16 protein-coding genes are annotated in these 25,452 nt (G+C 37.5%); 3 read left to right on the top strand and 13 right to left on the bottom strand.

The genetic code is table 11. The features are described 5' to 3' along the window. Positions 1-249: 249 nt before the first annotated feature. The 13 genes from QZ138_RS01815 to QZ138_RS01875 form a co-directional block, all read right to left on the bottom strand. Positions 250-4,875 carry an Ig-like domain repeat protein gene (locus tag QZ138_RS01815; protein ID WP_292885498.1) on the bottom strand — a complete coding sequence of 1,542 codons (4,626 nt, stop codon included), beginning with the start codon at positions 4,873-4,875 and terminating at the stop codon, positions 250-252. 146 nt (positions 4,876-5,021) lie between these two features. Then, entirely contained in the window at positions 5,022-6,689 is a 1,668-nt protein-coding gene (locus QZ138_RS01820) for a hypothetical protein (protein ID WP_292885501.1), read from the bottom strand. A gap of 155 nt (positions 6,690-6,844) precedes the next feature. Continuing rightward, positions 6,845-10,303: a hypothetical protein gene (locus QZ138_RS01825; RefSeq protein WP_292885504.1), complete on the bottom strand. Its 3,459-nt coding sequence runs from the start codon at positions 10,301-10,303 to the stop codon at positions 6,845-6,847. Between the two features lie 17 nt (positions 10,304-10,320). After that, positions 10,321-13,395 (bottom strand): Ig-like domain-containing protein, encoded by a 3,075-nt coding sequence (locus tag QZ138_RS01830; protein WP_292885506.1) that lies wholly within the window; start codon positions 13,393-13,395, stop codon positions 10,321-10,323. Between the two features lie 223 nt (positions 13,396-13,618). Continuing rightward, entirely contained in the window at positions 13,619-16,585 is a 2,967-nt protein-coding gene (locus tag QZ138_RS01835) for a hypothetical protein (protein ID WP_292885796.1), read from the bottom strand. Positions 16,586-16,946: 361 nt separating this feature from the next. Next, positions 16,947-17,108: a hypothetical protein gene (locus QZ138_RS01840; protein ID WP_292885509.1), complete on the bottom strand. Its 162-nt coding sequence runs from the start codon at positions 17,106-17,108 to the stop codon at positions 16,947-16,949. Between the two features lie 242 nt (positions 17,109-17,350). Further along, positions 17,351-17,860, bottom strand: coding sequence for a hypothetical protein (locus QZ138_RS01845; RefSeq protein ID WP_292885512.1), 510 nt, complete (start codon positions 17,858-17,860; stop codon positions 17,351-17,353). 427 nt (positions 17,861-18,287) lie between these two features. Next, complete coding sequence (locus QZ138_RS01850) at positions 18,288-18,605, bottom strand: transcription factor S (RefSeq protein ID WP_292885515.1); 318 nt, start codon at positions 18,603-18,605, stop codon at positions 18,288-18,290. Positions 18,606-18,671: 66 nt separating this feature from the next. Continuing rightward, positions 18,672-19,016 (bottom strand): hypothetical protein, encoded by a 345-nt coding sequence (locus tag QZ138_RS01855; RefSeq protein WP_292885518.1) that lies wholly within the window; start codon positions 19,014-19,016, stop codon positions 18,672-18,674. 147 nt (positions 19,017-19,163) lie between these two features. Further along, positions 19,164-19,484 carry a DUF2149 domain-containing protein gene (locus QZ138_RS01860; protein ID WP_292885521.1) on the bottom strand — a complete coding sequence of 107 codons (321 nt, stop codon included), beginning with the start codon at positions 19,482-19,484 and terminating at the stop codon, positions 19,164-19,166. A 5-nt stretch (positions 19,485-19,489) separates the two neighbouring features. Continuing rightward, positions 19,490-20,137, bottom strand: coding sequence for a MotA/TolQ/ExbB proton channel family protein (locus QZ138_RS01865; protein ID WP_292885524.1), 648 nt, complete (start codon positions 20,135-20,137; stop codon positions 19,490-19,492). 12 nt (positions 20,138-20,149) lie between these two features. Beyond that, complete coding sequence (locus tag QZ138_RS01870; RefSeq protein ID WP_292603215.1) at positions 20,150-20,860, bottom strand: DUF2162 domain-containing protein; 711 nt, start codon at positions 20,858-20,860, stop codon at positions 20,150-20,152. Between the two features lie 185 nt (positions 20,861-21,045). After that, positions 21,046-22,602, bottom strand: a complete 1,557-nt coding sequence (locus QZ138_RS01875; protein WP_292885527.1) for a hypothetical protein — start codon at positions 22,600-22,602, stop codon at positions 21,046-21,048. 214 nt (positions 22,603-22,816) lie between these two features. On the opposite strand from QZ138_RS01875, the gene QZ138_RS01880 reads away from it, so the two are divergent. From QZ138_RS01880 to QZ138_RS01890, 3 genes are all read left to right on the top strand, one after another. After that, complete coding sequence (locus QZ138_RS01880; protein ID WP_292885530.1) at positions 22,817-24,118, top strand: phenylacetate--CoA ligase family protein; 1,302 nt, start codon at positions 22,817-22,819, stop codon at positions 24,116-24,118. 8 nt (positions 24,119-24,126) lie between these two features. After that, entirely contained in the window at positions 24,127-24,558 is a 432-nt protein-coding gene (locus QZ138_RS01885; RefSeq protein WP_292885533.1) for an acetolactate synthase, read from the top strand. 135 nt (positions 24,559-24,693) lie between these two features. Continuing rightward, positions 24,694-25,437, top strand: a complete 744-nt coding sequence (locus tag QZ138_RS01890) for an SDR family NAD(P)-dependent oxidoreductase (protein ID WP_292603209.1) — start codon at positions 24,694-24,696, stop codon at positions 25,435-25,437. Positions 25,438-25,452: the final 15 nt, after the last annotated feature.

Consider the following 25,452-nt stretch of genomic DNA (forward strand, 5'->3'; position numbering starts at 1 on the left):
ATTATAGGAAGCGCTTCGACGTAAATCTTTTAAAATTATTGATGAATCTACATATATTCATCTTATTTTATGAAATTTTTTGCATTGTTTAATATAATTCAAGAAACAATCCATTATTCGATATTCTCCTTCATTCAAATGAAAATACTTGAAGGGAATTTTGCTTAAAATAGCATTTGAATTATGATTGAAAATCGGATTTGGCGAGATGATGAATTCAAAAAAATAGATGGAGTAGATGATGAACATCTACCTAACAATAATTTTTACTTTTTTGGTTGCCTTGTCATACCATTTATCGCCCTTATAGGTAATGGTGGCCTTGTAAGTTCTTTTCTTGGTCAATTTCTTAAGCTTGAATACTGCCCGACCTTTCTTATTGGTTTTGGCTTTGTAGGTCTTGCCTTTAATCTTAAGAGTTACCCTAGCATTTTTGATAGGTTTTTTACCTGCCTTCAAATATATGGCATATTTTTTAACCTTTTTCTTGGCTTTGAACTTTTTCTTTTTGGCAACGATTTTTGCTTTTGCCTTTTTAAGGGCAATATTGATGTTGAAAGATGAAGTTTTATTATCTCCCAAAACGGTTACCTTGGCCTTATAGGTTTTTGGAACCAAAGATTCAGTGTATATTTTGACCTGACCTTGTCCGTTGGTCTTATAATGCTTTGACTGTCCGTCCAATTCAATAATTACATCCTCATTTACCAAGAGGTTTCCTGAATCGTCCTTTAAAGTCACAACCACATATTCGCCCGGATTATCTGAAGCTGTTGGAACTGTGGTTTCAGCAGGTTTCTGATTTCCGGAAGTGCCATTGTCCACAGGAGTTTGACCACTAGGATTTCCAGAAGTGCCATTGTCCACAGGAGTTTGACCACTAGGATTTACGGAAGTGCCATTGTCCAGAGGAGTTACACTGCTCTGATTTCCGGAAGTGCCATTGTCCACAGTGACATTGTCGTCGGAAGGATAAGGAATAATCTGACCTCCAGAGCCTTCTTTTACAGTAATATTTAATGTGGATGAACTTGAATCATAAAATTCGGTGCCTTCAAAACAGACCTCAGCAGTATAGTTTCCAGGAACCAGATTTACAACCAATTTTGCCTGACCGTACTCATCAGTGCCCTGAGGTATGGATCTGGAATTTATTTTAACCAAGATTTCCTTACCTCTAAGAGGCCTGCCGTTTTTATCCTTCAGGGTTGCAACCAGATATTCGCCGTCGCCATAAGTGCAGGTCACATCAGGTGCAGTAATTTTTGTAGGAATCTTGTTCACGGTTACGTTTACATGAAGGGTTGATGATAAGTAGTGGTTAGTTAAATCAAAGGAAACTACTGCATCAAAACTGCCAACCGGCAATTTGAAAAGGGACAAATAAAAGTTTACTTTACCTTCTGCATCGGTTTTCAATGTGTTCTTCTTGGCATTGACAACAAGATTAACATCGGCATTTTCAATAGGATTTCCATTGGCATCTTTCAGATAAGCGGTTAAAATTCCATATTCATCATAAAATACTGTAATATTATCTGCATAGATGTAGGAATCCAATCTATCCAATACTTCCAGTGAGAAATCGGCAGTTGAAGGATTATGAGTTCCATTTTCATTGAATGTGACTTTTCCGGAGAAGTTTCCTATAGTCAAACCATTAAAAGTAAACTCATATTGCCCGTTTCCAATTGGTGTAAGCATCCTATTTTTGAAATATGCCAAGTTCAAGTATACCTGAGCGTCAGATAATGGATTTCCCCACTGGTCAGTCAAGTTGGCAATGACTTTTCCTTCATTACGAAATGCAACCACATCAGCGGCCCTAATTATTGTATTAACCTTATTTATAACGACTGAAACAGACTTTCCTGAAGATTCAAAGCACCTGTTTCCTGTAAATTCAATATAAAGCATATGGCTGCCTGCCGGAAGATCATTTAAGGAAAAGATAACCTGGCCGGACTTGTCAGTAGTCAAATTAGCTATAACAGCACCGTTCTCCTTAAGGTAAACCACAGCTCCCCCTATTGCAGCATTTCCACCGTAAGTCAAATTGACAATCAACTTTATGTCATCGATTGCATATGCAATAATATTGTCTGCACTGATTGAGCTGGCCAGCCTGTTGATGACAACTAAAACCGGCATGGATGAACCCTTATAGAGCATGCTTTCCAAATATTCAACATAAAGATTGTGTCTTCCTGCGGAAAGTCCGTTCAATGAAAATCTGACCTGACCTGCATTGTCAGTAGTCAAATTGGCTATAACCGCACCATTTTCCTTGAGATAAACAACACATCCCGCCATCGGCTTGTTATCCTCGTCAGTCAAGTTGACAAGAAGATTGATATCTTCAATGGCATATGCTGTGATATCATCAGCCTTGATGACGGAATCAAACTTATTGATAACTGCTGAAACCTGCATGGATGAGCCCCTATAGAATCTGCTTTCCATAAATTCAACATAAAGAACATGGCTTCCTTCAGAAAGGCCATTCAATAAGAAGCTTACCTGACCTGCATTGTCAGTAGTCAAATTATCCAGAACAACACCATTCTCCTTAAGATAAACAACATAGCCCGCCATAGCTTTGTTATCCCCGTCAGTCAGGTTGACAATCAAGTTGATGTCCTGATAAGTGTATCCTTCAACATCCTGCGCCTTAATGACGGAGTTATATTTATCTATAGCAACTGTAACCTGTGCGGCTGAGCCTTCATAGATTCTGTTTCCTGAAAATTCAACTGAAAGAATGTGGCTGCCTGCAGATATGTCGCTTAAAGAGAAGCTGACCTGACCTGAGGAATTGGTGGTCAGATTATCCAAGACATTGCCGTTTTCCTTAAGATAGACAACATAGCCTTCCATTGGAGCGTTTTCACCATCAGTCAAGTTAACAAGCAAGCTCAAATCATCGCTTACAAAAGCATCAACATTATCTGCCTTTATGACAGTGGAAAACCTGTTGATGACGACATTAACCTGCGCGCTTGAAGAGGAATAGGCATCATCCTCTGAAAATTCAACAGAAAGACTGTGACTGCCTTCAGAAAGATTATTTAATGAGAAAGTGACCTGACCTGCCCCGTCAGTAGTCAATTTATCCAAAACATTGCCGTTTTCCTTAAGGTAAACTGAATAGCCAACCATCGGATTATTCTTATAATCAGTCAGATTAACAGGCAGGCGTATGTCCTCGCTTGCAAATGCGGAAATATCGTCTGCCCAGATTATGGTGTCGAATTTCTTAACATTGACCGTTACCTGCAAACTGGAAGCTTCGTGTCTAGCATCCTCTGAGAATTCAAGATAAAGATTATGGTTTCCGAAAGTGAGATTTTTAAGTGAAAAACTGACCTGACCGTTGCTGTCGGTAGTCAAAATGTCCAGGACATTGCCGTTTTCCTTTAAGGATACGTTGAATCCAGCAAGAGGATTGTTTTTACTTCCAGTGAGATTAACGACCAGATGCTTGTCTTCGCCGATATACATTTCGGTATTGGTTTCGGCAGTGATGTTAGTCTTTTCTCCATAGACATGAATATAATATGTTCTGCTGGAATCTCCCTTGGTCTGCCTTGCCCTGAGACTATAATCACCCTTATCCAAATCCGCAATGAATGATGAACCGGATAGAACAGTATATGTAGCTATAACATTATAGGAATAACCTTCACATAACTCAAGAGTGGTATTGATGCCGTTGAATAAGTAAACTTCACCTTTATACTTGAAATAGTCATTATTTCCAGTACCCCACTTATACGCATAATTGATAGGAATCTCAACCTGGTCCGGGCAAGTGAATGAATATGATGAAACCGGACTGTAAAGTGTTGGCTTTCCTATAGCGTCGGATTCATACGGAAGACCGTTGTCTGCAGTATTATTTTTGAAGCTGCAAAGAACCAAATGTGCACGATATGAAACGGCATAATTGTAAGCAGTATTATTTTCAAAAGTGGAGTTTATAACATAATAATAGGAAAAAGGACTGTAAAGAGCTCCACCAGAGCCGGAAGCATGATTGTTTATGAATGTGCAGTTAAAAATTTCATCATTTGAAAAATATTGGTAAACAGCACCCCCATAACTTGCAGAATTTCCATCGAAAGTACAGTTTATAAAACCACTCGTACGACCAGCGCCTCCCTGTCCTGCCTCATTATCCTTGAAAATACAATTGACAGCGTTACAATCGGATACGGCACCTCCATCTTCTGCATTACAATTAGTGAATTTTGAATTTTTAACTGATGATGAAGAGTATATTGCACCACCCATTTTACCATAACAATAATCAAAAGTACAATTATCGACAAGACTAGCATATGAAATAGCGCCGCCCCATTTACCCCAACAATTGTAAAATGTACAGTTAATTACAGTTAAATTATTTAATGTAGAAGAGGATGAAATCGCTCCACCGTCCTGATTCATACGAGAAGACCCCATATTCACAAAATTGATATTTTTAATCACTACATTTTTTGAAGTTACATTAAATCCGTAAGCAGGATTCCTTGAATTTGTAGATCCGGTAATGGTATGTCCCTTACCCTCGATTACAACATTATCCCTATCAACAGTTAAAGAATTATCGTCATAACTTGTTCTAAATTCATAATCATCTTCTAATTGAATCTCTGAACTTGTGCTGGTATTTATCAAATCATTCAATGTAGAAAAAGAATATGAAGCAGACAAGACATCCTGATTTGAATCAGCTTGCTCTAATTCAACGTTTTCATCATCAGCTGTCTGAACATCAGTTGCATTGGCATCTGCAGCACTGATGGCTGAAACGGAAGATATTAAAACGATTGAAAATAGGAGCAAGACTAATAATTTTCTTTTGCTAAACATAAATATCTCCAAATTATCGTTTATATGGGATATATTTATAAATAGTATTATAAAACATTTATGAAAAATAAGGTGATTTTTCAAAAAAAATCTTTAAAAAATAGCGCATTAAGCAAAAAAAAATGGAAGTTGTAGATGAAAATCATCTACCTGACTCTGATTTTAACTTTTTTGACAGCTTCATTATAGCAGCTGCTGCCCTTGTAGGTAATTACCGCCTTGTATGATCCCTTCTTGTTCAATTTCTTGAGCTTGAATATTGCCTGACCCTTATTGTTGGTTTTGGCAGTGTATGTCTTGCCTTTGACCTTAAGGTAGAGCTTGACCTTTTTCATGACGGCATTCTTGTTGTTTTTCAGGGTGACCCTGTACTTCTTAACGGAGGTCTTTGCATTGAATTTCTTTTTGGAAGCAAAAAGATATGCTTTAGCCTTTTTAACAGCAAGATTGACCTTGAATGAAATAGGTCTGTATTTATAATCGCCCAAATAGTCTATATCAGCCTGATATGTATTTGGAACAAGTGATGCTATGGACAATTTGATCTGGCCTTTGGCATCGGTATTGTAATTGCCGGTTTTGCCATTGAAATTGACGACAAAAGGCCTATTGGCCATTACGTTTCCGTAATCATCCTTCAAGGTTACGGTTATATATTTTCCTTCATTGTATACTGTTGTAAAATTGTATACTATGACCGGAGTCTTCTCCTTAATCTCATTTACAATGATATGCACAACAGTGGAATTTGACTGATGGGTCTCATTGCCGGAATAGCTGACTGTAGCATTGTATAATCCAGGAACCAACATCATAAGGAATTTTGCCTGACCGCTGGCATTGGTCTTTTCGAATATCGGATTGCCACTTGTCGTAAATGCCACACTTTCATTTACCAAAGGATTTCCGTATTTGTCCTTTAGGGTTACAGTCAGATATGTCTCATCGCCATATGTATAGTTCATATCGGACGCATTGATTTCAGTTGGAATCGCCCTGACAATTACCTTTACGGGAATGGCGGAACTGTTATACCTGTTTGTCTTTTCAAAGTAAATATTGCCTGTATAAGTGCCTACAGACAAGCGAGTCATATTGAAGCCCACTTCGCCGCTGACATTGGTTTTAAGTGAATCGTAAACCTTGCCAAGAACAAGATCCAAAGTGGCATTTTCGATAGGAGTTCCTTCAGAGTCCTTTAGACATGCAATTAAAATTCCGGATTCGTTATAAATGAATGTGAGATTATCACAGGAAATGGTGGAATTCAGTGTGCGTATCCTAATGCTAATATTCAAGCTTGATGCATTATAATTTTCATTGCCCAGGAATTTAATTACACCGGTATAGTTTCCCTCTTCGAGGTTTGCGCCGGTACCGTTAATGTCAAAATATCCCTCACCTGTAGCATTGGTGACGAAATTCCTGTGGATAAACTTCACATCAAGAGTTACGTTACAGCCTTCCAAAGGGCTTCCGTCTAAGTCAGTCAATTTGAAAAGTATCTTGCCTTCCCTGGGAAATGTGGTGATGTTGTCCGCAATGATTGTGGTATTTTTTTTGCTTTCACCATCACTCAAAGAATCCATTCCATCTGCATGAGTCAGGACATCCTGTGAATCGCTTTGAACCGGCTCCACTTCATCATCAGCAACAGTCCCAACATTAGAGTCGGCTTGCTCCAATTCGATTTCTTCACCGTCATCCGTCTGCACATCTGTTGCATTTGAATCCGCAGCGCTGATTGCCGAAACTGAAGAAAGCAAAACTATTGAAAATAAAAGTAAAATTAATAATTTTCGTTTATTAATCATGATTTCCTCCAAAATTATAAATTAGTGTGTTAAATTATTTTTTTCATAGTATATAAAATATCCCTAATTTCATTTAATTTCAAAAAAATAGTTTAGAAAAATCAAATTAGAGAATTTAAAGATTAAAAAATAGGAAAATGTAGATGAAAAATCATCTACTTAATGCTAATTTTTACGGTTTTGCTAATCTTATTATAGCAGTTATTGCCCTTGTATGTGACAACTGCCTTATAGGTTCCCTTTTTAGTCAGTTTCTTAAGCTTGAATATAGCTTGACCCTTCTTGTTGGTTTTGGCACTGTAAGTCTTGCCCTTGACCTTAAGGAAAACTTTAACGTTTTTTATGGCAGCATTCATGTTGTTTTTCAGAGTTACCCTATACTTTTTGGCAGATTTTACCTTAAATTTCGCTTTGGAGGCAGTCAGCTTAGGCTTTGCCTTATTGACAACAAGTTTAAACTCAGAAGAGGTGCCTTTGAAGTTGTCGACACCGGCAAATGAAACCTTAAGAGAATAGGTGCCTGGAACCAGTGAATCTGTGGCCATTTTTACCTGCCCATTGGAATCTGTAAGATATCCACTGCTTTTGCCGTTGATGCTGATGCTAATCGGTACGTCCACGATTGCATTGCCATAGGAATCCTTCAATGTTACAGTGGCGTATTTGCCCTCATTGTAGACGCATTTCAAATCATATGCCTCAATTTTAGTAGTGATCTTTTCGATGATTTGAGTTACAACCACATTTATGGTAGAAGAGCTTGCCTGAAGAATGTCGCTTCCTGAAAAACCAACTGAAGCGTTATAGGATTTAGGAGCCAGATTTACCAGGAATATTGCCTGACCGCTGTCATCAGTTTTGCCAACCCATGTAGTGACTTTAAAGTCGACTGCAACATCCTCATTTGATATAGGGTTGCCGAATTTATCTTTTAAGGTCACGACCAGATATTTATCCTCTCCATAAATGCATGACACATCGGGAGCAGATATTGCTGTTGGCACCTTATCTACTGTGACGTTTACCGCAATACCTGAAGCCCTGTATCTGTTGGTTAAGTTAAAGTGGAGGGACACCTCATAGTTGTCCGGCAACAGTTTGGTGGACAAATCGAAGTTCACACCTCCTGCCTCATCGGTTTTCAATGTTTCATGAACAGAACCAATGACAAGTTCAACAGTTGCGTTTTCAATAGGATTTCCATTGGAATCCTTTAGATAAGCAGTCAGAATTCCGGACTGACCATAAATGAATGTAATATTGTTAGAATTGATTGTGGAATTCAGCCTGTATATGTTTACATTGATATTTAATGCCGAACCCACATGGGTTCCATCCCCTTTGAAGCTGATTTCAGCGGTGTAGTTTCCTTCGTCCAAACCATCTAAATCAAATTCAACTTGTCCATTTCCATTGGTTTTCAAGGTCTCGTTGAAATCGGCAATAATCAAAGTTACATTGCAATCGGCTACCGGATTGCCCAATTCATCAGCCAGACTGGCAACGATTTTGCCCTCATTGCAAAAGGCAGTGACATTGCTTGAAGTGAATGTTGCCTCATGCTTCATGACATTTATATCAATCTTTTTTGTTGAATGCCTGTATGAATCACTTTCAGGGCAGGTGATGCTTAAGACATATCTGTCAGGTTCCATATTTGGAATCTCAATTGTTATCCGACCGTTTTTATCTGTAGTAATCTGTTTGTCATCACCATTGAATGACACTTCAACGGCGGTATTGTTAAGGACATTTCCAAGCTCATCTGATATTTCTGCAGTTATGTTAAGTGTTTCATAAAAGAAGATGCTGGCTGACTGTATCAAGTCTATATTCACATCAGCCTTTCTGATACATAAGTTGAAGCCGACAGGCGAACTTGGGTCATAGAGTCCTGACTGTTCAGACTGAAGGGCCAGGTAATAAGTGCTTCCAGAATATTCCGGCAGCTCAAAAGTATGAAGAGGAAGCATGACAGTACCGTTTTCATCTGTCTGATAACGTTTTGTATAATAATTGGTTCTTGTCAGCTTGATGTACTTTCCTCCCAATGGATGGCCTTCTTCATCAGTTAAAGTGGCAGCCAAATATGTTTCATTGCCTTTCACGACATAAAAAACACTGGAGGATACGTTCAATGTCTGTGAAGACAGGTTAATTACAGTCAGATAACCCATTTTTATATAGGTGAAACTTGAACTGACTGAAAATCCATATGCTGTGGCGGAAAGTGAGATGGAATACTTTCCCAAATCAAGTGAATTGTTCCACAGTGAACCTGATACTGCATAATCAGTCCCAATTTGGTTGTAGTTTGTGTAATTAAATATCTTTAGGGTAACGTCAATCCCATTGAAATTGTAAACTCTCTGATACTGGTAATAAGTATAGGAGTATGATATGTTTATAGGAACTGCAACATTTGGATAGTGGACTTCCAGAGGATTGCTTGCAAAGGTAAAGCTTGGTGAATATGAACTGCATTTGTATGTGTTGGCATAAGATGAGGAGGAAGCTGTATTGCCGGAGTATCTGCACCAGATAGTTTTACTGTATGAAGAAGAGGCACTGTATATGGCACCTCCATAATTTGTAGCCTTGTTGTTCTGAAAAACACAATCAATTATAGTGGCAGGATTGTTTGTTACATATATGGCTCCTCCCTGATAGGCAGAATTGCTTTTGAAAGTGCAATTTAAAATTTCCATATATGAATTGTCAGAATAAAATGCACCGCCGTATCTTGCGGAATTGCCAACAAAAGTACAGTTATGGCATGATCCATATAACATGGCACCTCCACCATCCTTGTATGAACCGGAACTGGTTCCTTCAGCGACATTTCCTTCAAAATAGCAATCATATGCCCCACCATATTCCATTGCACCACCACTATATCTTGCATGATTATTTAAAAATCTGCAGTTATATGCATCTGTATCAAATGAAGCTCCGCCGTATTGTGCGCGGCAATTGCTGAAAGTGCAGTTTCTGGTAGTGACCCCATAAACGGCACCGCCCTCACCGGATTGGCAATTGTCAAAAGTACAGTTAACCACATCAACCGGAGCGTAACCATAATCAATATCAAAACCTGAACGTACGGCCTGACCGTAATAGTCTATATTTGAACTGGCATTATTTGGATTGCCGCAGTTTATGAATTTAATGTTTTTCAGAAGCACCTTTTGAACAGTGTAGAATCCCGCTGCCTTGCTGTCGCCGCTGATTGTATGGCCGTTTCCATCTATAGTGACATTATGATTAATTGTAATTCCCCTTAAAAATGAGGAATCCGTACTCTCATCATATGTATAATTGTCTTCCAATACAATCAACGAATCGTTATTGCCGTTTATTGTACGATTCAGGTCATAAAATGATTTGACACCATCAGCCAATATTTTTTCCTGATTTGAATCGCCCAATTCAAATTCTGCATCATCAGACATTTGAATATCGGCAACATTCGAATCGCTTCCTTCAAGTTCTATTTCACCAGCGGATGATTGAACATCAGTTGCATTCGAATCCGCAGCACTGATGAGTGAAACTGAAAACACAAGAATAATTGAAAATAAAAGCAATATTGCCAATTTTCGTTTAGTTATCATAGTTTTCCTCCAAATTATTATTTAATTGTTATCTTTACATTTTTGGTAACCTTATTATAGCAATTGTTGCCTTTGTAGGTGACAACTGCATTATAGGTTCCCTTTTTGGTCAATTTCTTAAGCTTGAATATGGCCTGGCCCTTACTGTTGGTTTTGGCAGCGTAAGTCTTTCCCTTGACCTTAAGATAAATCTTGACCTTTTTCATAGCTGCATTCCTATTGGTTTTCAAAGTGACCTTGAATTTTTTAGCAGACTTCACCTTGAGCTTCTTTTTGGAAGCGAAAAGATATGGATTTGCCTTTTTGACAACCAGATTTATGCTGAATGATGAATTCCCATACTTGCTGTCTCCCGCAAAGTTCACATTAGCCACATAAGTGTTTGGAATCAATGATGCGGTCGACAGTTTGACCTGGCCGCTGCCGTCAGTCATATATGTCCTGGTCTTGCCATTGAAATTAATGGTCAATGGCCTGTTGCCCATCAGATTTCCGTAATCATCCTTCAAAGTTACAGTCATATATTTTCCTTCATTATAAACGCTTGTCAAATTATATCCGGTTATTTCAGTGGATACCTTATTATTGATTTGATTCACCACTATATTTAAACTGGAAGAGCTTGACAGATGAGTGCCATTTCCTACAAAACTGATTGCGGCAACATATTCCTTAGGAGCCAGATCAATTTTGAATTTGGCCTGACCGTCAGCATCGGTTTTTCCTGTCAATGTTTTGAAAGCCAACTTGACTGAAACTGTCCCATTTGCCAAAGGATTGCCGTACTTGTCCTTTAGGGTTACGACAACATATTTGTCCTCTCCATAGGTGCAGGTCACGTCAGGCGCAGATATGGAAGTAGAAATCTTATTTACAGTAACATTCACAGGAATACTGGAATCTGCATATCTGTTAGTCATATCAAAGTAAAGATATCCATTAAATGTGCCGACAGATAATTTATTAGATAAATCAAAGCCCACCTGACCATCAGAGTTGGTTTTCAATGTTTCATAAATCCTATCGATGACAAGATCAATTGTAGCATTTCCAATAGGTTTTCCATCCGAATCCTTTAGATATGCGGTTAATATGCCGGATTCCCCAAAGACGAATGTGAGATTATCCGCAGTAAGGTTTGAAACCAGCCTGTATAGATATACGTTAATGGAAATATTCGAATCCGCATAAACCGGATCATTTTCAAATACGATTTGACCGGTGTGGTTTCCTTCAGCCAAACCTTGAATTTCAAATTCGACTTCACCGCTCTGATTGGTCTTGAAAGTCCTGTGGATATAGGCCAGATGCAGGGACACGTTTGAATCGGCCAAAGGCTTGCCGTCCTTATCTGTCAGCCTGGCCACGACTTTTCCCTCATTGAAAAATGCGGTTACATTTGCTGAGGACAATTGGGTGGCGATCTTATCGACTGTTACATAAACTGTCTTGAAGAAAGGCTCATAGACATCATCCCCCCCGAAAGAAATGTCTACAGGATAGGTTTCTGCAGGCAGCTTAGGAATATCAATAGTGATTTGGCCCTTTTCGTTAGTCTTTGCATAAGAGGAATTTCCATTAAAGATTACGGTCAAAGTCTTGTTGGCCAACGAAGTTCCATCATAATCCGCTACCAAAGTTACAGTCAAGTTTGAAGTATTGTTATACTCAATCTCCAAATCCGTAGCGTTTATGGCAGTCTTATATCCCTTGATAACCAGGGTGTATGTGTTTGGAGAAATCGAATTGCTGTTTGCTGAATTTGTAAATGAGACCCTCACAGTGTAGGTTCCAGGCTCCAAGTCAAAATCATAGGAACTGCCTGATATCCCTTGATAAGTTCCAACATACTGGCTGTTATTGTTTACTACAAGGTTAAGTTGAGCGCCCTTGAAGTGATAATAGCTGCCCGGATAGTAATTGGAAGGGACATATGAGTTATAATAATATAAATCCAAAGGCAATGAAGCAGAAGGATAATTGCCATAAACTGTTGTTGTTGCCATGGATACTGTTGGGAACTGGACATTATAACAATCCGCACCATTAGATGCAGAATTGCCTTTGAATGTGCAAACAACTATGACCGGACGATATGCGGCTCCACCATAAGATGCGGTGTTGTTTTCAAAATGACAATCAACTGCATAACCCCTCCTAGTACCTGAACTAAATTGGTTTGCATAAACCGCACCACCATAAGTTGCAGTGTTATTTATAAAAGTACAATTGAAAGCTTTCCAGTCATAACCTCCAATTGCTCCACCGGAATATGCCCTATTTCCTATGAATGTGCAATTTATGGCAGTACCTCCATATAGGGCTCCTGAATCAGATCCCCGATTGTTTTTAAATGTACAATTTATGGCAGTGCCTCCATCCATTACTCCATTGGATGAGGACTCACCGTTATTTTCAAAAAGGCAGTTGGTAGCAATTCCCGAATACATTGCAGCTCCACCACGCTGATAAACATAAGCGCATTTGCAGTCTTTGAAAGTACAGTTATCCGCACTCACATAATAAAGTGCACCGCCCTGATATCCTTGACATCCGATAAATTCACAATTCTGCGCTTTAACAATGCCATTGTATGAACTGCCGTAAATGGCTCCGCCATAATAATCATAATTAGTGGTTTTGCCTAGATTTACAAATTTGATGTTCTTAAACAAAATATCATAATTGTATGCTCTAAATCCTTTAGCGGAATTGCTGCATCCGTCAATTGTATGGCCGTTTCCATCTATCGTAACGGCACGATTGATTGTAATCCCCATCAGGAATGCGGAATCGGTATCTCCGTTATAGGAATAGTCATCATCCAATACAATCAAGGAATCCGTATTATTGTTTATCGTGCGATTAAGCTCAGAAAACGATTTGGGATTGCCCGCTGAAATCTTTTCATCACTTGAATCACTTTCCTGTATTTCGTCTTGATTTGAATCACTTTGTTCCACTTCAATTTCTTCACTGTCGGCAGTCTGCACATCAGTCACGTTTGAATCTGCAGCGCTTATGGCCGAAACTGAAGATATTAAAATAATTGAAAATAAAAGTAACACCAATAATTTTCGTTCATTTATCATAATTTCCTCCAAAATTTATCATTATTATATTAACATATTTATCTAATAGTATATAAAATAATCGTGATAATTTGCCAGAACAGCATTGAAATGGGAAAATAATTGAATATAATGGAAAAAATAAGATATAACGGGAAAAATTTTAAGAAAAATTAATAAAAAAAGAATTTTGTTTAAAAAATAAAAAAATAAAGGAAAAAGATAATTGCATGAAATTCATGAATTATTTTTTACCTTTTCTTTGAACAAAACATAGTGTTAACAAAGAGAGCAATAAAACAAACAACGGATTACCGGTTTCGTGAAGAGTGTTTTTAGCAGCAACTGAATCTTTTACTTTGACAGTATCTGATTCATTGTGTTTTTCAACAGGCTCCTCTTCAGGTTCTTCATCCGGTTCATCTTCAGGTTCGTCAGGACTGATTCCTGTTCCTTCAGTTTCTGCTGTTCCATTAACTCCTTCTTTTATCAAAACAGTGTCTGTATCTTCCAAAGTTTCATTGTTGATATTGTGTCCGGCAGTAGCAGTATTGGATTTTCTACCAGCAGTCAATGCCTTGAAGAACAATTCCAATGTAGCTGATTCGCCAGCTCCAAGTTTGTTGTTGTAATACCAGGTGTCCTTACCATCGAAGGTCCATAATTCCTTATCTGAGAAATCATAGAACTCCAAACCTTGAGAATAGGTACTATCCTTAATATAAGCTCCGGTTATGGTACGATTACCAGTGTTGGAATAGACAATGGAAAAACTCACTACATCTCCGACCTTAGCTTCCTGATAGTTGGAAATCTTATCAATGCTGAATGTTGGCGGACCTACAATAACGTCTGCCTCTTCAGTTAAATTGATGGAAGTTCCACTACCAGTGATAGTGTCATCCCAAAGCCAATAGAAATTAGCTTGGTTGGTCAATTTTCCGATTTGGGTAGCATTGAATATAAGAGTGACATTTAAAGAGTCACCTGGTCTCCAACGTTGATCCCATATCTTATACTTGATGATTACACGATTGTCGCCATCTTTTCCAACAAATTCGAAGTTATCTTTCCACATGTTTCCATTCTTATCAGGATTAACTAAGTAACCAACATAATCCAATCCTTCAGGATAGATATCTTCGATAATGAAGTAATTAGTTCCCACTACTCCACCTGTAGCATGGTCAAAGTAGTCGAAGTCACCGGTATTTTCAAGATATATTTCATAATAGACCAAATCGCCTACATCCACTGTTGAATTGAGACATTTTTTGGTCAGGTTTATTTCCGGCTCTCCAGAAACTACACTGGACACATCACTTGTATTCCACTCACTGAACACAAAGTTACATATGATACCATCTTTTACAACTTCAAAGAACAGAGTTATGTTCAATTTGGAACCTGGAGCCCAACCTTCTTTCAAGTTATTTTTGTATAGGTCATACTTTAATTGGACATGACCGCTTTCTCGGTCATTGATTTCAATGATAGGTACAACCCCATCACTGCCCGGATTGATTTGATAACCTTCATACTTTAATCCTTCAGGATACCAGTCATTGATATATATAATCATACCGTTATCTGTGTACTGAAGGGTACCGTTGTTTTCAAGGATTATCTCATAGGCAACATGGTCGCCTATATTTACAAACTGATTATCGGCAGTCTTGGTTAACTTGAAACTAGGGTCTCCTGCAAAAGTGTAAGCGGAAACCATGGTTGAGTATTTTGAATGATCCCATTCGAGAACTGAGTTGGCCTGAAGTTTTCCATCAGTTAAAGAATTGAATTGAACATCAAAGTTGAATGAATCCCCTCCAGCAAAACCGTCTTCAGGAGTATAGGAAAGTTTCAAATGTCCAACACTTGAATCAGCACCTAAAAGACTACCGTAAGTAGCTCCCAATACAGAATTGTCTGAATTGTGGGTTGAAATGTATTCCAATAATTCAACGTTTAGATTTTCAACTTCACTGATACCTAGGTATTCCATTTTATCCGCATCGAAATATATGTTAAGAGTGATGTCACTTCCTTTATATCCGGCACCTTCATTTTTAACGACATAGGTGAAAAATACAGTATCACCTACTTTCATTGTTAAAGCGTTAGGAATTTCGGACATTAATAAGTTTGTATCATTTGATATGAGTCTAACTACGGACCTGACACCCCATCCTTGCCACCAGAATGCGGTGGTTTCAAATTTACCATGTTGTAAAACTTTAAAGGTGAGTGTAAAGTTAAATGTATCACCATGATAGAACATTTGACTGGAATTATATCCAACTACAAGACCATTTTCATACAAGTCAAAACTTGGATTTGGATTCGGATTGAGATTATACTTTTCAGAATCAGCATTTGGAGTTAATGACTGATATTCCAATTGGGTATCATTGTACTCAAAACCTACTCCTAAAATATTATCTCTGAATGTTCCTCCCACGTTTTTACCGGAAACCTCAAAGGATACATTATCATTAATGTTTACATATGAATTTGATAATGTATTGGTTATCTCAAACACTGGAGCCATTGAAGTGGTAGAAGCTCTTGATGAAACCTGAGTGTATTGGGTAATTTGTGCATTAGTTTCAAATGTTCCATGTGCTAGGACATTGAAAATAACATTTAATTTGAAACTGTCACCCTTAGCAAAACCTGCGTCGCCGACTTTGTAAGCGAACTGCACAAGTCTTTTGTTATTGTCAGGGTTTACCCTTGGTGTGAGATACATATCAGGATTGCTGCTTGTAACATTAGTATAATATAATCCGTTATTATCATACCAGAAGTTCACGCCCACAAAACGCTCACCTAAAATATGTGTAGGATAGAAAGTATCCCCATTATTTTTTACGGTGAGCTCAAAGGAGATCTGGTCTCCAGTATTGGAAATAGGAAGTGAAGCAACATTGGTTATCTCAAACTCAGGAGGATTTACCGCATTAACAGATGCTTGTGAACCTTGACCATTATACAATACTACAAACGCATTAGTATTTAATGCACCGGTGGTTTTGACTTTGAAGGAAACGTTGAATTTGATAGATTCTCCGTTTCTAAATGCACCAGTAGTATTATAAGCAAACTGTACATTATTACCCTGCTTGTTGTCTCTTACATCAAGATACCTGTTAGGAGTATCATAAGAAACACCAGTATACTCTAATTGATTGGTATCATAATTTACTTGCACAGGCAAAAAGTATGTTGCTCTATCTTGCAGACCTTTATAGGTACCACCATTATTTTTGACGGAAATCTCAAAAATTGCCTCATTACCCTTATTTATATTAGGATATACAGCAGTATTGGTTATAACAAGTTCAGAATCCTTTGATATAATACTTGCAGTTGATTTGACATTACCATTAGATTCTGTAATGGATGCCTTAGTACTAAATGTTCCATAAGAATTATCTCTAACTTTAAAAGTGACATTGAATTTAAAACTGTCACCATAATTAAAAGGATCATTACCAGTATTATAAGCAAATTGCAGGAAATCTTTATTACCATCAGGATTTATCCTTGCATCAAGATAATTTCCTGGATTATCATAAGAATAACTTACAATAGTCGAAATCTATACCAGTAAATTTAACCCAACCCCAATCATAACCAATATAGGTACTACCGTTGCTTTTAACAAACACTTCAAAAGTGACAAAATCACCAGGACCTGAAATAGGATTCAATGCTGTATTTGTTATAATCAACTCGGGCCTTTTTGAAGTGGTTTGACCTTTTGAACGGAACTGGCCATTATCTGTAATGGATGCAGTAGTTTCAAATGTTCCATAACAATTGTCTCTAACTTTGAAATTGACATTGAATTTAAAACTATCTCCATAATTAAAAGGATTTTTACCAGTATTATAAGCAAATTGCAGGAAATCTTTATTACCATCAGGATTTATCCTTGCATCAAGATAATTTCCTGGATTATCATAAGAATAACTTACATATAGTCGAAATTTATACCGATAAATTTAAGATTACCCCAATCATAACCAATATAGGTATCACCGTTATTTTTAACAAACACTTCAAAAGTGACAATATCACCAGGACCTACAATAGAATTTGATGCTGTATTTTTTACGACCAAATTAGCGGCTGATAAAACATCATTGCCTTCATTACTTGCTTTGATAATATTGTTATCACTATCTTTTGCATCGATAGTGGTATCTTCATAATTAGAAACCACATTTTCTGAATTGGATTCTCCCAAACTGGAAGAACCGTTTGTTTTTTCATCAATATTACTTATTGTAAGTTGATTAGAAACATCTTTATCCGCACCGGAATCAACATCCGGAACAGCGGACAAATCATCATTCAATGTATTTGAAGCTTCTAAATTTTCGTTCAAATTGTCAGTATTCGCACTGACAGATCCGATCATTATTAACAAAGTACTTACAACAAATAATAAAACTAAAACTTGTTTAACTTTATTATTCATCTTTTACCTCTTTTAATCTATCTGTCGTTCATTTTCACATAATCTTATTATTTAAAGAAAATAATAGAAGATTTTCACCTTCCACTACCTTCCCCCACCAAATAACAAAATTATTCAACTTTATTCCATGACAAAATAGTTGCTCGGAGATTCTCCGAATAACAATTCGTCATTGAATTAAATACTATCAAATATTTAACTCATATATCGTTTATGTTATACATAATATATATATGTTCTTAAAACACTAATTTAAAAAGAATATTTTCATAAATAAATTAAAATTAAATATATCAAAATAATATATCACCATTTAGAAATGATAGTGTCAAAATAACGATTAATTTGACAAAGATGTGAAAATAGCCGGTGATTTTTGAAAAATATATTTGACAGTAATATAATATTTTTTAGGGAAGCTTATGTTCTAGTTTGAGCTTCTCCATGTGTTGCCGCATTTGGCGCAGCGTATAAAATTGGTAGGTGCCTCATCTGCAGATCTTGTCTGGACTGTCCACCAGTAGCCCTTGGTGTGGCCGCACTTATAGCAGGTGATTGTTGTAGTAGGCAATGCAACATCATTGCCTTCTTTTACAATGACCTTCATTTCAGGATTCTTTTCGCCTTCCATATGATACTGCTCTTCAATATCCTCTTTCGAGAGGTCCTTTTCATAACCGCATCTGCATTTAATCTTGCCCTTGTTAGGCATCAACATCTTACCGCAATCTGGACAGAATTCCATAAAAAAACACCTTAAAAATTCGTAAAAATATTAATTTAATCCAAATGTTATATAAAATTATCCATACTATGCCTTTTGCCTATCCTTTAGATACAGCAATATGTTGAATATTATCATAAGTATTGCATAAATCGCCAGATATGTATAGACATTGAACGAGAAATCGAATCTTGCGCCATTGAAAACAAAAATCATCGAATCAGTTACGCCAAGAACATTGCCGAAGAACAATGGCACAACAATCAAAAAGACCAAATCAAATATCAAGATCAGAGCAATGGCTAGAATAAACCTCTGGCTGTCATTTCTTATGTCTCTTGATTCTATCAGAATGTCAATTCCAAAGATAACCAGGAAATATAAACCGAATAGATTGGCAATGTGCATTACATCTGTGAGAGTTATAGTCATTAAAAAATAACATCCCACCAATGAAATGATTAGTGCCGAAATAAAATTTATTATTATGACCCTTGATAAGTGACTGTCCAACATTAATTAATATATTAGTTGTCAACATATAAAAAAGTTTTAAAAAAAAAGTTTTTCGTGAAAGGGTCAACCTTCCACCATTATCAGTTTGCCCGTAGAAGGATCCTTGTAAACCTTACCCATCTCGGTATATCCCTGACCTGACGAATTTGAAGTGTCAGGAGTGTCGTTCAACTGTTGGCCTTGATCCACTTCCGTCATTTTCTGCTGCATCTGTTCATGAACATTCTCACTAGGGTCAATCATCGCCTGCATGTTCCAGCTTATGATAACAAAAACCAGAAAGCCAACGGCAATGACCAGCATCGCATCCACAAGGTTGGATGTACCGGCCATCGGGTCTTCTTCGACACGTTTTGATCTGCGTCTTCCGCCTTTTCTTACCATAAGAATCACTGATTATTCATTTTATCAAGTGTTGCATCAATCAATGCATCCAAATCGGACAGGTATCTGTCATACCATCCGGAACGAATTTTACCCATCACATAACACAATGCACCGGAACCGATACCAACAATGGTTGTGTTGAATGCAACGGTAAGAGATGATGCCAATGTATTGATGTCTCCGGCACCCAATGCAGCCAAACCAGGACCCATTGGAATCAATGTACCCATTAACCCTAAGGTCGGTCCGATACGGGTAATTATGTCTGTTCTCTGTAAATTACTCATTGTCTTTTCTTCCTCAAACTCGAATAACTTACGTGCGAGGGCTTCTCTTGAGGAATTTCCCAGTTCACTGGATGATGCGATTTCCGCCAAAACCTTCTTTTGTGATTTGGGAATCTTAGCATTTTCGATTACGCTTTTTAATGCATCAATTGACGGTGCACGATTAATTTCATAAATCAAATCCCTGATTGTTCCAACAGGAACCTTACGCCTTGAAGTATACTCGGCTATAACTCCACCCAATGTAATTATTGTAATGATTACAATGACAAGCAGAATAATCAATACAGGTATTGTCAAGCTTTGTGAAATTACATCAAGAGAACCTGTTAAAAACTCTCCACCCGGAATGTTTAAAACCATATTTTTTCACCTTTATCTTAAAATATTTCTGCCTCTTTTATTTAAAACGATACCGCCAACAATCAAAATGGCAAAGGCCAATATGACCATCAGGATATCCTGAGGAGAACCCAATGTAATAGGACTTTGAGTTTTAGACAATACTCCTGCAATGTTTGGTATGACGATTGCTGAAAGCAAGAAATATGCACCAAGCAAAAGCATGAAATTACCCAATACTATTGGATAAGGTCTGTTGATCACTCTCACTATTGTATTTGATGCAAAATATGTTACAATCATAACGCCAACAAGTGCTGCAGCCGCATACCAACTGAGGTCAAGTGAAGTGACTCCAATTGTTGGTGCAACGATGAGGACACTTGCAATAATTGAACCGAAACAGCATGGACAAGGAGCAATAATAGCTAGAGAAGTTGCAGTAGACGTATTCTTATCATGTATTTTCCACTCCCTTATTGTAAACAGACCTGCAATAATCATGATTGAAGCCATAAGGATGTAGAATATCGTATTGTAACTATAGATTGCCTGAACCAACTGTTCTGAATACAGTGAAGCAATAGCAGAAATAAGCACAACACCTCCACCATAGGCAATACAAATCACCGCAAATAACTTTTTGGACAAATTGGCCAATCCTGAAGCCAGTCCTATTTTGATACCGAATACCAAAACAGAAGCGAAGATTCCAACCTGCCATAATACACTCATCATATCCATAGTAATTCTCCAAATAAAATTAATTTTAATTAATTACATTTTATTATTACTCTAATAAAATATATAAAAGTTATCAATATTCGATATGTAGTTCCTACAATATCAATAATATATTTAATTAATAGGGTTAAAAAACTTTGGCAAAAAAAATAAAAAAATATTTCACAAATGTGAAATATTATAAACTAACGTTTTCGGTATCCAGCACCAAAAATTCCACATACTATTAAAATTGATGACAAAGTGTACAATATATTAAACGGACTTCCATTATAATTTTTCGGCACTTCGCCAATGTCAGACTTGTTCGCATCTTTTGAAGCGTTGCTGACATTATTGGTTGAATTCTTGCTACCAGTAACATTTGCATGTTTTGTTTGATTTAAAACCTTTGAAGAGCCATTGGAACAGATTTCATGACAAACTTCACGATTGAAGTTATGTGAGCCACCATCATCATGTGATGAATGGCTTGAAAATAATCCCATCTTTTCTGCCATATTATCCCCCTGTTCTTTGACCTTATTGGATTTTATTAACTTTCCAGTAGCTGAATCATATTTTAAAGCATATGAAATGGTTTTAGCATTTTTTACCAATATGAAATAAAATACTAAATCCTTCCAGGATGGATCATCTACAGATATCAAATGGTCCGGATCAAATTTTGGTCCCAAACCTTCCAGAAGTCCATCAAGAACCTCATCGGTCTTTAAACCATTGACCCTGACATGGCCTGCAGATGTTAAAACGTATAAATATGGATAATCTTTGGGAATATCAACACCTTTTGATTTTAAGTAATCTAAAGCTTTTTTACTTGCATCAATACCTATATCATAAAGGTCTAAGCTTGAAGATTCCTCCATAGATCTACCTACCATACCAACATCGACGGACGCCCTTTCACCTGAAGAATTTGACTTCTCCAAAATGAACGCATCATCATCGAAATCCCTTGAGACACCTAAAGCATCAGCAAGGGGCAAATCAAATTCATGTGGATAATATTTAACAGTTTGAAGCTTATCACTAACCCCTAAAAGTCCATAAGGAACATTCCTTTTAAATGCTAAAAGATTTAAATCACTTAAATGCCCGTTAGTCCAAGATTGAATTATCGTCAGATACGAAGCCAACTCTTCGTCACTTAACTCCAATTTTTCCAAATGACTAGCGGATATGTCTGGACCGATTTCGTTGTAATATATATGATTTTTACTATCCTTATATAATGCAATTGTTAGTGATTCTTGATTTTTGTAAACAAAGGCTACATTTACTGAATCAGCAGTTGAAGATATTGTAATAAGATTACCATCTTCATAGGTTATACATCCGTTAGAAGCATCTAGTATTCCATTTAAAACATTCTCTGTGGTTTGATTATTAATCAGGACTCCTGCATTTGAAACTATCAGGACATCGTCCCAATTTTCAATTTCGACAATATCAGAAAAGTCTGCAGTTATCTCATATCCAAGTTCATAATTGGAGTCATATTCCCGAGGAGAGACTTCTTCACTCTCAAAGGCAGAAAGACTGCCATGAGATGAATCGTCACTTTCACAAATCATCTGCGAATCATCGCAATCGATTGAAATTTCGCCAACCGATTCACATTCACAGGTCGACTCAACCTCGCCGTCATATTGACTGTCCAATAATGGCGTATCATCGCAAAGCGTTATGTTATCGTTTGCAGATACAGCACCGATTAAACTTAGAGCTATAATTAACAAAAAAACCATACTTAAAGCATGTTTTTTCATAAACTCCTAACCTAAAATATATAATCAATTGCTTAATTATACCCACTTTTAGATTTACGGTAATGCAAAATAGCATTACATTTGTATATATGAAAACTCCATTAATAAAAAATTTTCTATAAAGTGAAAAGTTTATGTTACGAAGAATATATAATATTAATATAAAAATTTAATGAGGCAAAATATGTTTTGGAACGAGGAAATAGAAACCATGCCGAGGCAAGACCTTGAAGAGTTACAGTTGAAAAAGCTTCAGGCGACCGTCAAAAGGGCATTTGAAAAAATACCGTATTACAATAAAAAATACAGTGAAATTGGAGTTTATCCAGAGGACATCGAAACCTTGAAGGATATTGAAAAGCTTCCTTTCATTACAAAAGATGATTTAAGGGAAAGCTATCCTTTCGGACTGTTTGCAGTTGACATCAAGGAAATCAAGGAGCTGCATTCATCATCAGGAACAACCGGAAAACCTGTAGTGTCAGGATATACCGAAAAGGACCTGGACACATGGGCCGAAACCATAGCCCGTGGGCTTACAATGATGGGCATCGGCGAAAATGACATCCTGCAGAACACACACGGTTACGGAATGTTTACCGGAGGTTTTGGAGTCCACTACGGATCCCACAAGGTTGGAGCTGCAATCATTCCAATTTCAACCGGCCAAACAAGAAGGCAAATCGAAATAATGAAGGACTTCGGAGCAACAGGACTTATTTTTACCCCATCATATGGAATACATCTTGCGGAAGTCGCTCTTGAAGATGGAATTGATCCAAAGGAACTGGGAATCAAGGCAATCGGATTTGGAGCAGAAGGATGGACCGAAGAGATAAGGCAAAGAGTGGAGGAACTCTTTGGATGCAAAGCATATAACATCTACGGATTGACCGAACTTATGGGACCTGGAGTCGGAGTCGAATGCTGTGCCCAGAAGGGCCTCCACATTGCAGAAGACATATACTATCCCGAAATCATCAATCCCGATACCCAGAAAGTCATAGGAGGAGATACACCGGGAGAGCTGGTATTGACAAACCTTGAAAGGGAAGGAATGCCTGTCATCAGATTCAGAACAAAGGATCTGACAAAGCTTACCTATGAAAAATGCGAATGCGGAAGGACACATGCAAGGATGAGCAGAATAACCGGAAGATCCGATGACATGATCAAGGTGAAAGGAGTAGCTGTTTTCCCATCACAAATAGAAAAAGCATTGCTTAAGGTTGGTGATGCAGAGCCTCATTATATGATTATAGTTACAAGACCTGGAACCCTGGACGAAATCGAGATAAAGGTAGAGGTGTCACAGGAAATCTTCTTTGACGGCGTAAAGGACATGATGCATGTTCAGACAAAAATCGCAAAATCCATTGAAAATGAAACAGGAATCAGAGTAAAGGTAACACTTGTGGAACCGAAAACCCTGCCAAGATTTGAAGGAAAAGCAAAAAGAGTGATTGATAAAAGAAACTTACATTAGGTGCTAACATGAAAATCAAACAACTATCAATATTTTTACAGAACAAGATGGGAAGTCTTGCAAAACCCCTTGAAGTGCTTACCGTTGCCGATGTCAACATCAGGGCAATGTGTATGGCAGACACTTCCGAATTCGGAATCCTGAGACTTGTCGTTGATGACCCAATAAAAGGAAAGGAAGCACTTGAAGAAAACAATTTCCTTGTCAAAATCACAGACATCATAGGAATTGAAATGAACGACACTCCAGGGGGTCTGACAAGCGTATTGGATGTAATCAGAGACAATCTGATTGATTTAGAATACCTTTATGCATTCTCCCATAAAAAAGAAGACAAGGCAATACTATTGCTTCATGCCGACGACATCGACAAGCTGATTGATGTTTTAAGCAAAAACAACATTCCCCTCGTTTCCGCTGAAGAAGTCTATAACTTATAGATTTCTTACCTTTTTTATTTTTAAATTTTAAACACATTTTTTAACTTTTTTTAGATAATATTAAATATATTTTACATTATATCTTTAATCATGAACATCATGATTTTTCATGGTGTTGCATGAAAGGTGATTAAAATGGGTAAACTAGAAGGCAAAGTAGCAATCGTAACCGGAGCAACCTCCGGTATGGGCAGAGACTCAGCCAAATTATTTGCGGCTGAAGGAGCAAAAGTTGTAGTGACCGGAAGAAATGAAGAAAGGGCAAAAGCCGTAGTGGATGACATCAAGGCTGCCGGCGGAGAAGCAATTTTTGTAATTGCAGACATGGCAAACCTGGATGACGTTCAAAAAATATTCGATGCAACCATGGACGAATACGGAACCATTGATGTCCTGTTCAACAATGCAGGAGTATTATCCATGTCCCCATTGATGGAAGTGACCCTTGAAGAATGGACAAAAGTGTTCAACGTTAACGTGACTTCCGCATTGCTTCTGACACAACTTGTTGCACCTGTAATGAAAGAAAAAGGAAAAGGAACAATTGTAAACACCTGTTCCGTAGCATCCTTTGGAGCACACCACGGATTCGCAGCATACGTAGACAGCAAACACGCAATGATGGGACTTACCAGATCCATGGCATGGGAATTAGGTCCTGAAATCAGATGCAACGGTATTGCACCTGGACTAATCCACACCGCAATGGTGGACAGTATCGGAGGCCCTGCTGCATTGCAGCAAATGATTGACCAATGTCCAGTAAAAAGATGCGGCCAACCTGAAGACATCGCAAACATTGCACTGTTCCTTGCAAGCGACGACTCATCATTCATTGACGGCCAAATTATTAAAGTGGACGGCGGATTCGAAATTTAAATATCAAAAAAATGG

It is taken from the genome of Methanobrevibacter sp. UBA212, assembly GCF_905233225.1.
Taxonomy (GTDB): Archaea; Methanobacteriota; Methanobacteria; order Methanobacteriales; family Methanobacteriaceae; genus Methanocatella.

Excerpts from the sequence above, each read along its gene's own strand:
- QZ138_RS01845 (WP_292885512.1), bottom strand. The coding sequence starts at position 17,860 with ATGAATAATAAAGTTAAACAAGTTTTAGTTTTATTATTTGTTGTAAGT.
- QZ138_RS01865 (WP_292885524.1), bottom strand. The coding sequence starts at position 20,137 with ATGGTTTTAAACATTCCGGGTGGAGAGTTTTTAACAGGTTCTCTTGAT.
- QZ138_RS01830 (WP_292885506.1), bottom strand. The coding sequence starts at position 13,395 with ATGATAAATGAACGAAAATTATTGGTGTTACTTTTATTTTCAATTATT.
- QZ138_RS01885 (WP_292885533.1), top strand. The coding sequence starts at position 24,127 with ATGAAAATCAAACAACTATCAATATTTTTACAGAACAAGATGGGAAGT.
- QZ138_RS01880 (WP_292885530.1), top strand. The coding sequence starts at position 22,817 with ATGTTTTGGAACGAGGAAATAGAAACCATGCCGAGGCAAGACCTTGAA.
- QZ138_RS01890 (WP_292603209.1), top strand. The coding sequence starts at position 24,694 with ATGGGTAAACTAGAAGGCAAAGTAGCAATCGTAACCGGAGCAACCTCC.
- QZ138_RS01850 (WP_292885515.1), bottom strand. The coding sequence starts at position 18,605 with ATGGAATTCTGTCCAGATTGCGGTAAGATGTTGATGCCTAACAAGGGC.
- QZ138_RS01815 (WP_292885498.1), bottom strand. The coding sequence starts at position 4,875 with ATGTTTAGCAAAAGAAAATTATTAGTCTTGCTCCTATTTTCAATCGTT.
- QZ138_RS01820 (WP_292885501.1), bottom strand. The coding sequence starts at position 6,689 with ATGATTAATAAACGAAAATTATTAATTTTACTTTTATTTTCAATAGTT.
- QZ138_RS01855 (WP_292885518.1), bottom strand. The coding sequence starts at position 19,016 with ATGACTATAACTCTCACAGATGTAATGCACATTGCCAATCTATTCGGT.
- QZ138_RS01860 (WP_292885521.1), bottom strand. The coding sequence starts at position 19,484 with ATGGTAAGAAAAGGCGGAAGACGCAGATCAAAACGTGTCGAAGAAGAC.
- QZ138_RS01825 (WP_292885504.1), bottom strand. The coding sequence starts at position 10,303 with ATGATAACTAAACGAAAATTGGCAATATTGCTTTTATTTTCAATTATT.
- QZ138_RS01870 (WP_292603215.1), bottom strand. The coding sequence starts at position 20,860 with ATGGATATGATGAGTGTATTATGGCAGGTTGGAATCTTCGCTTCTGTT.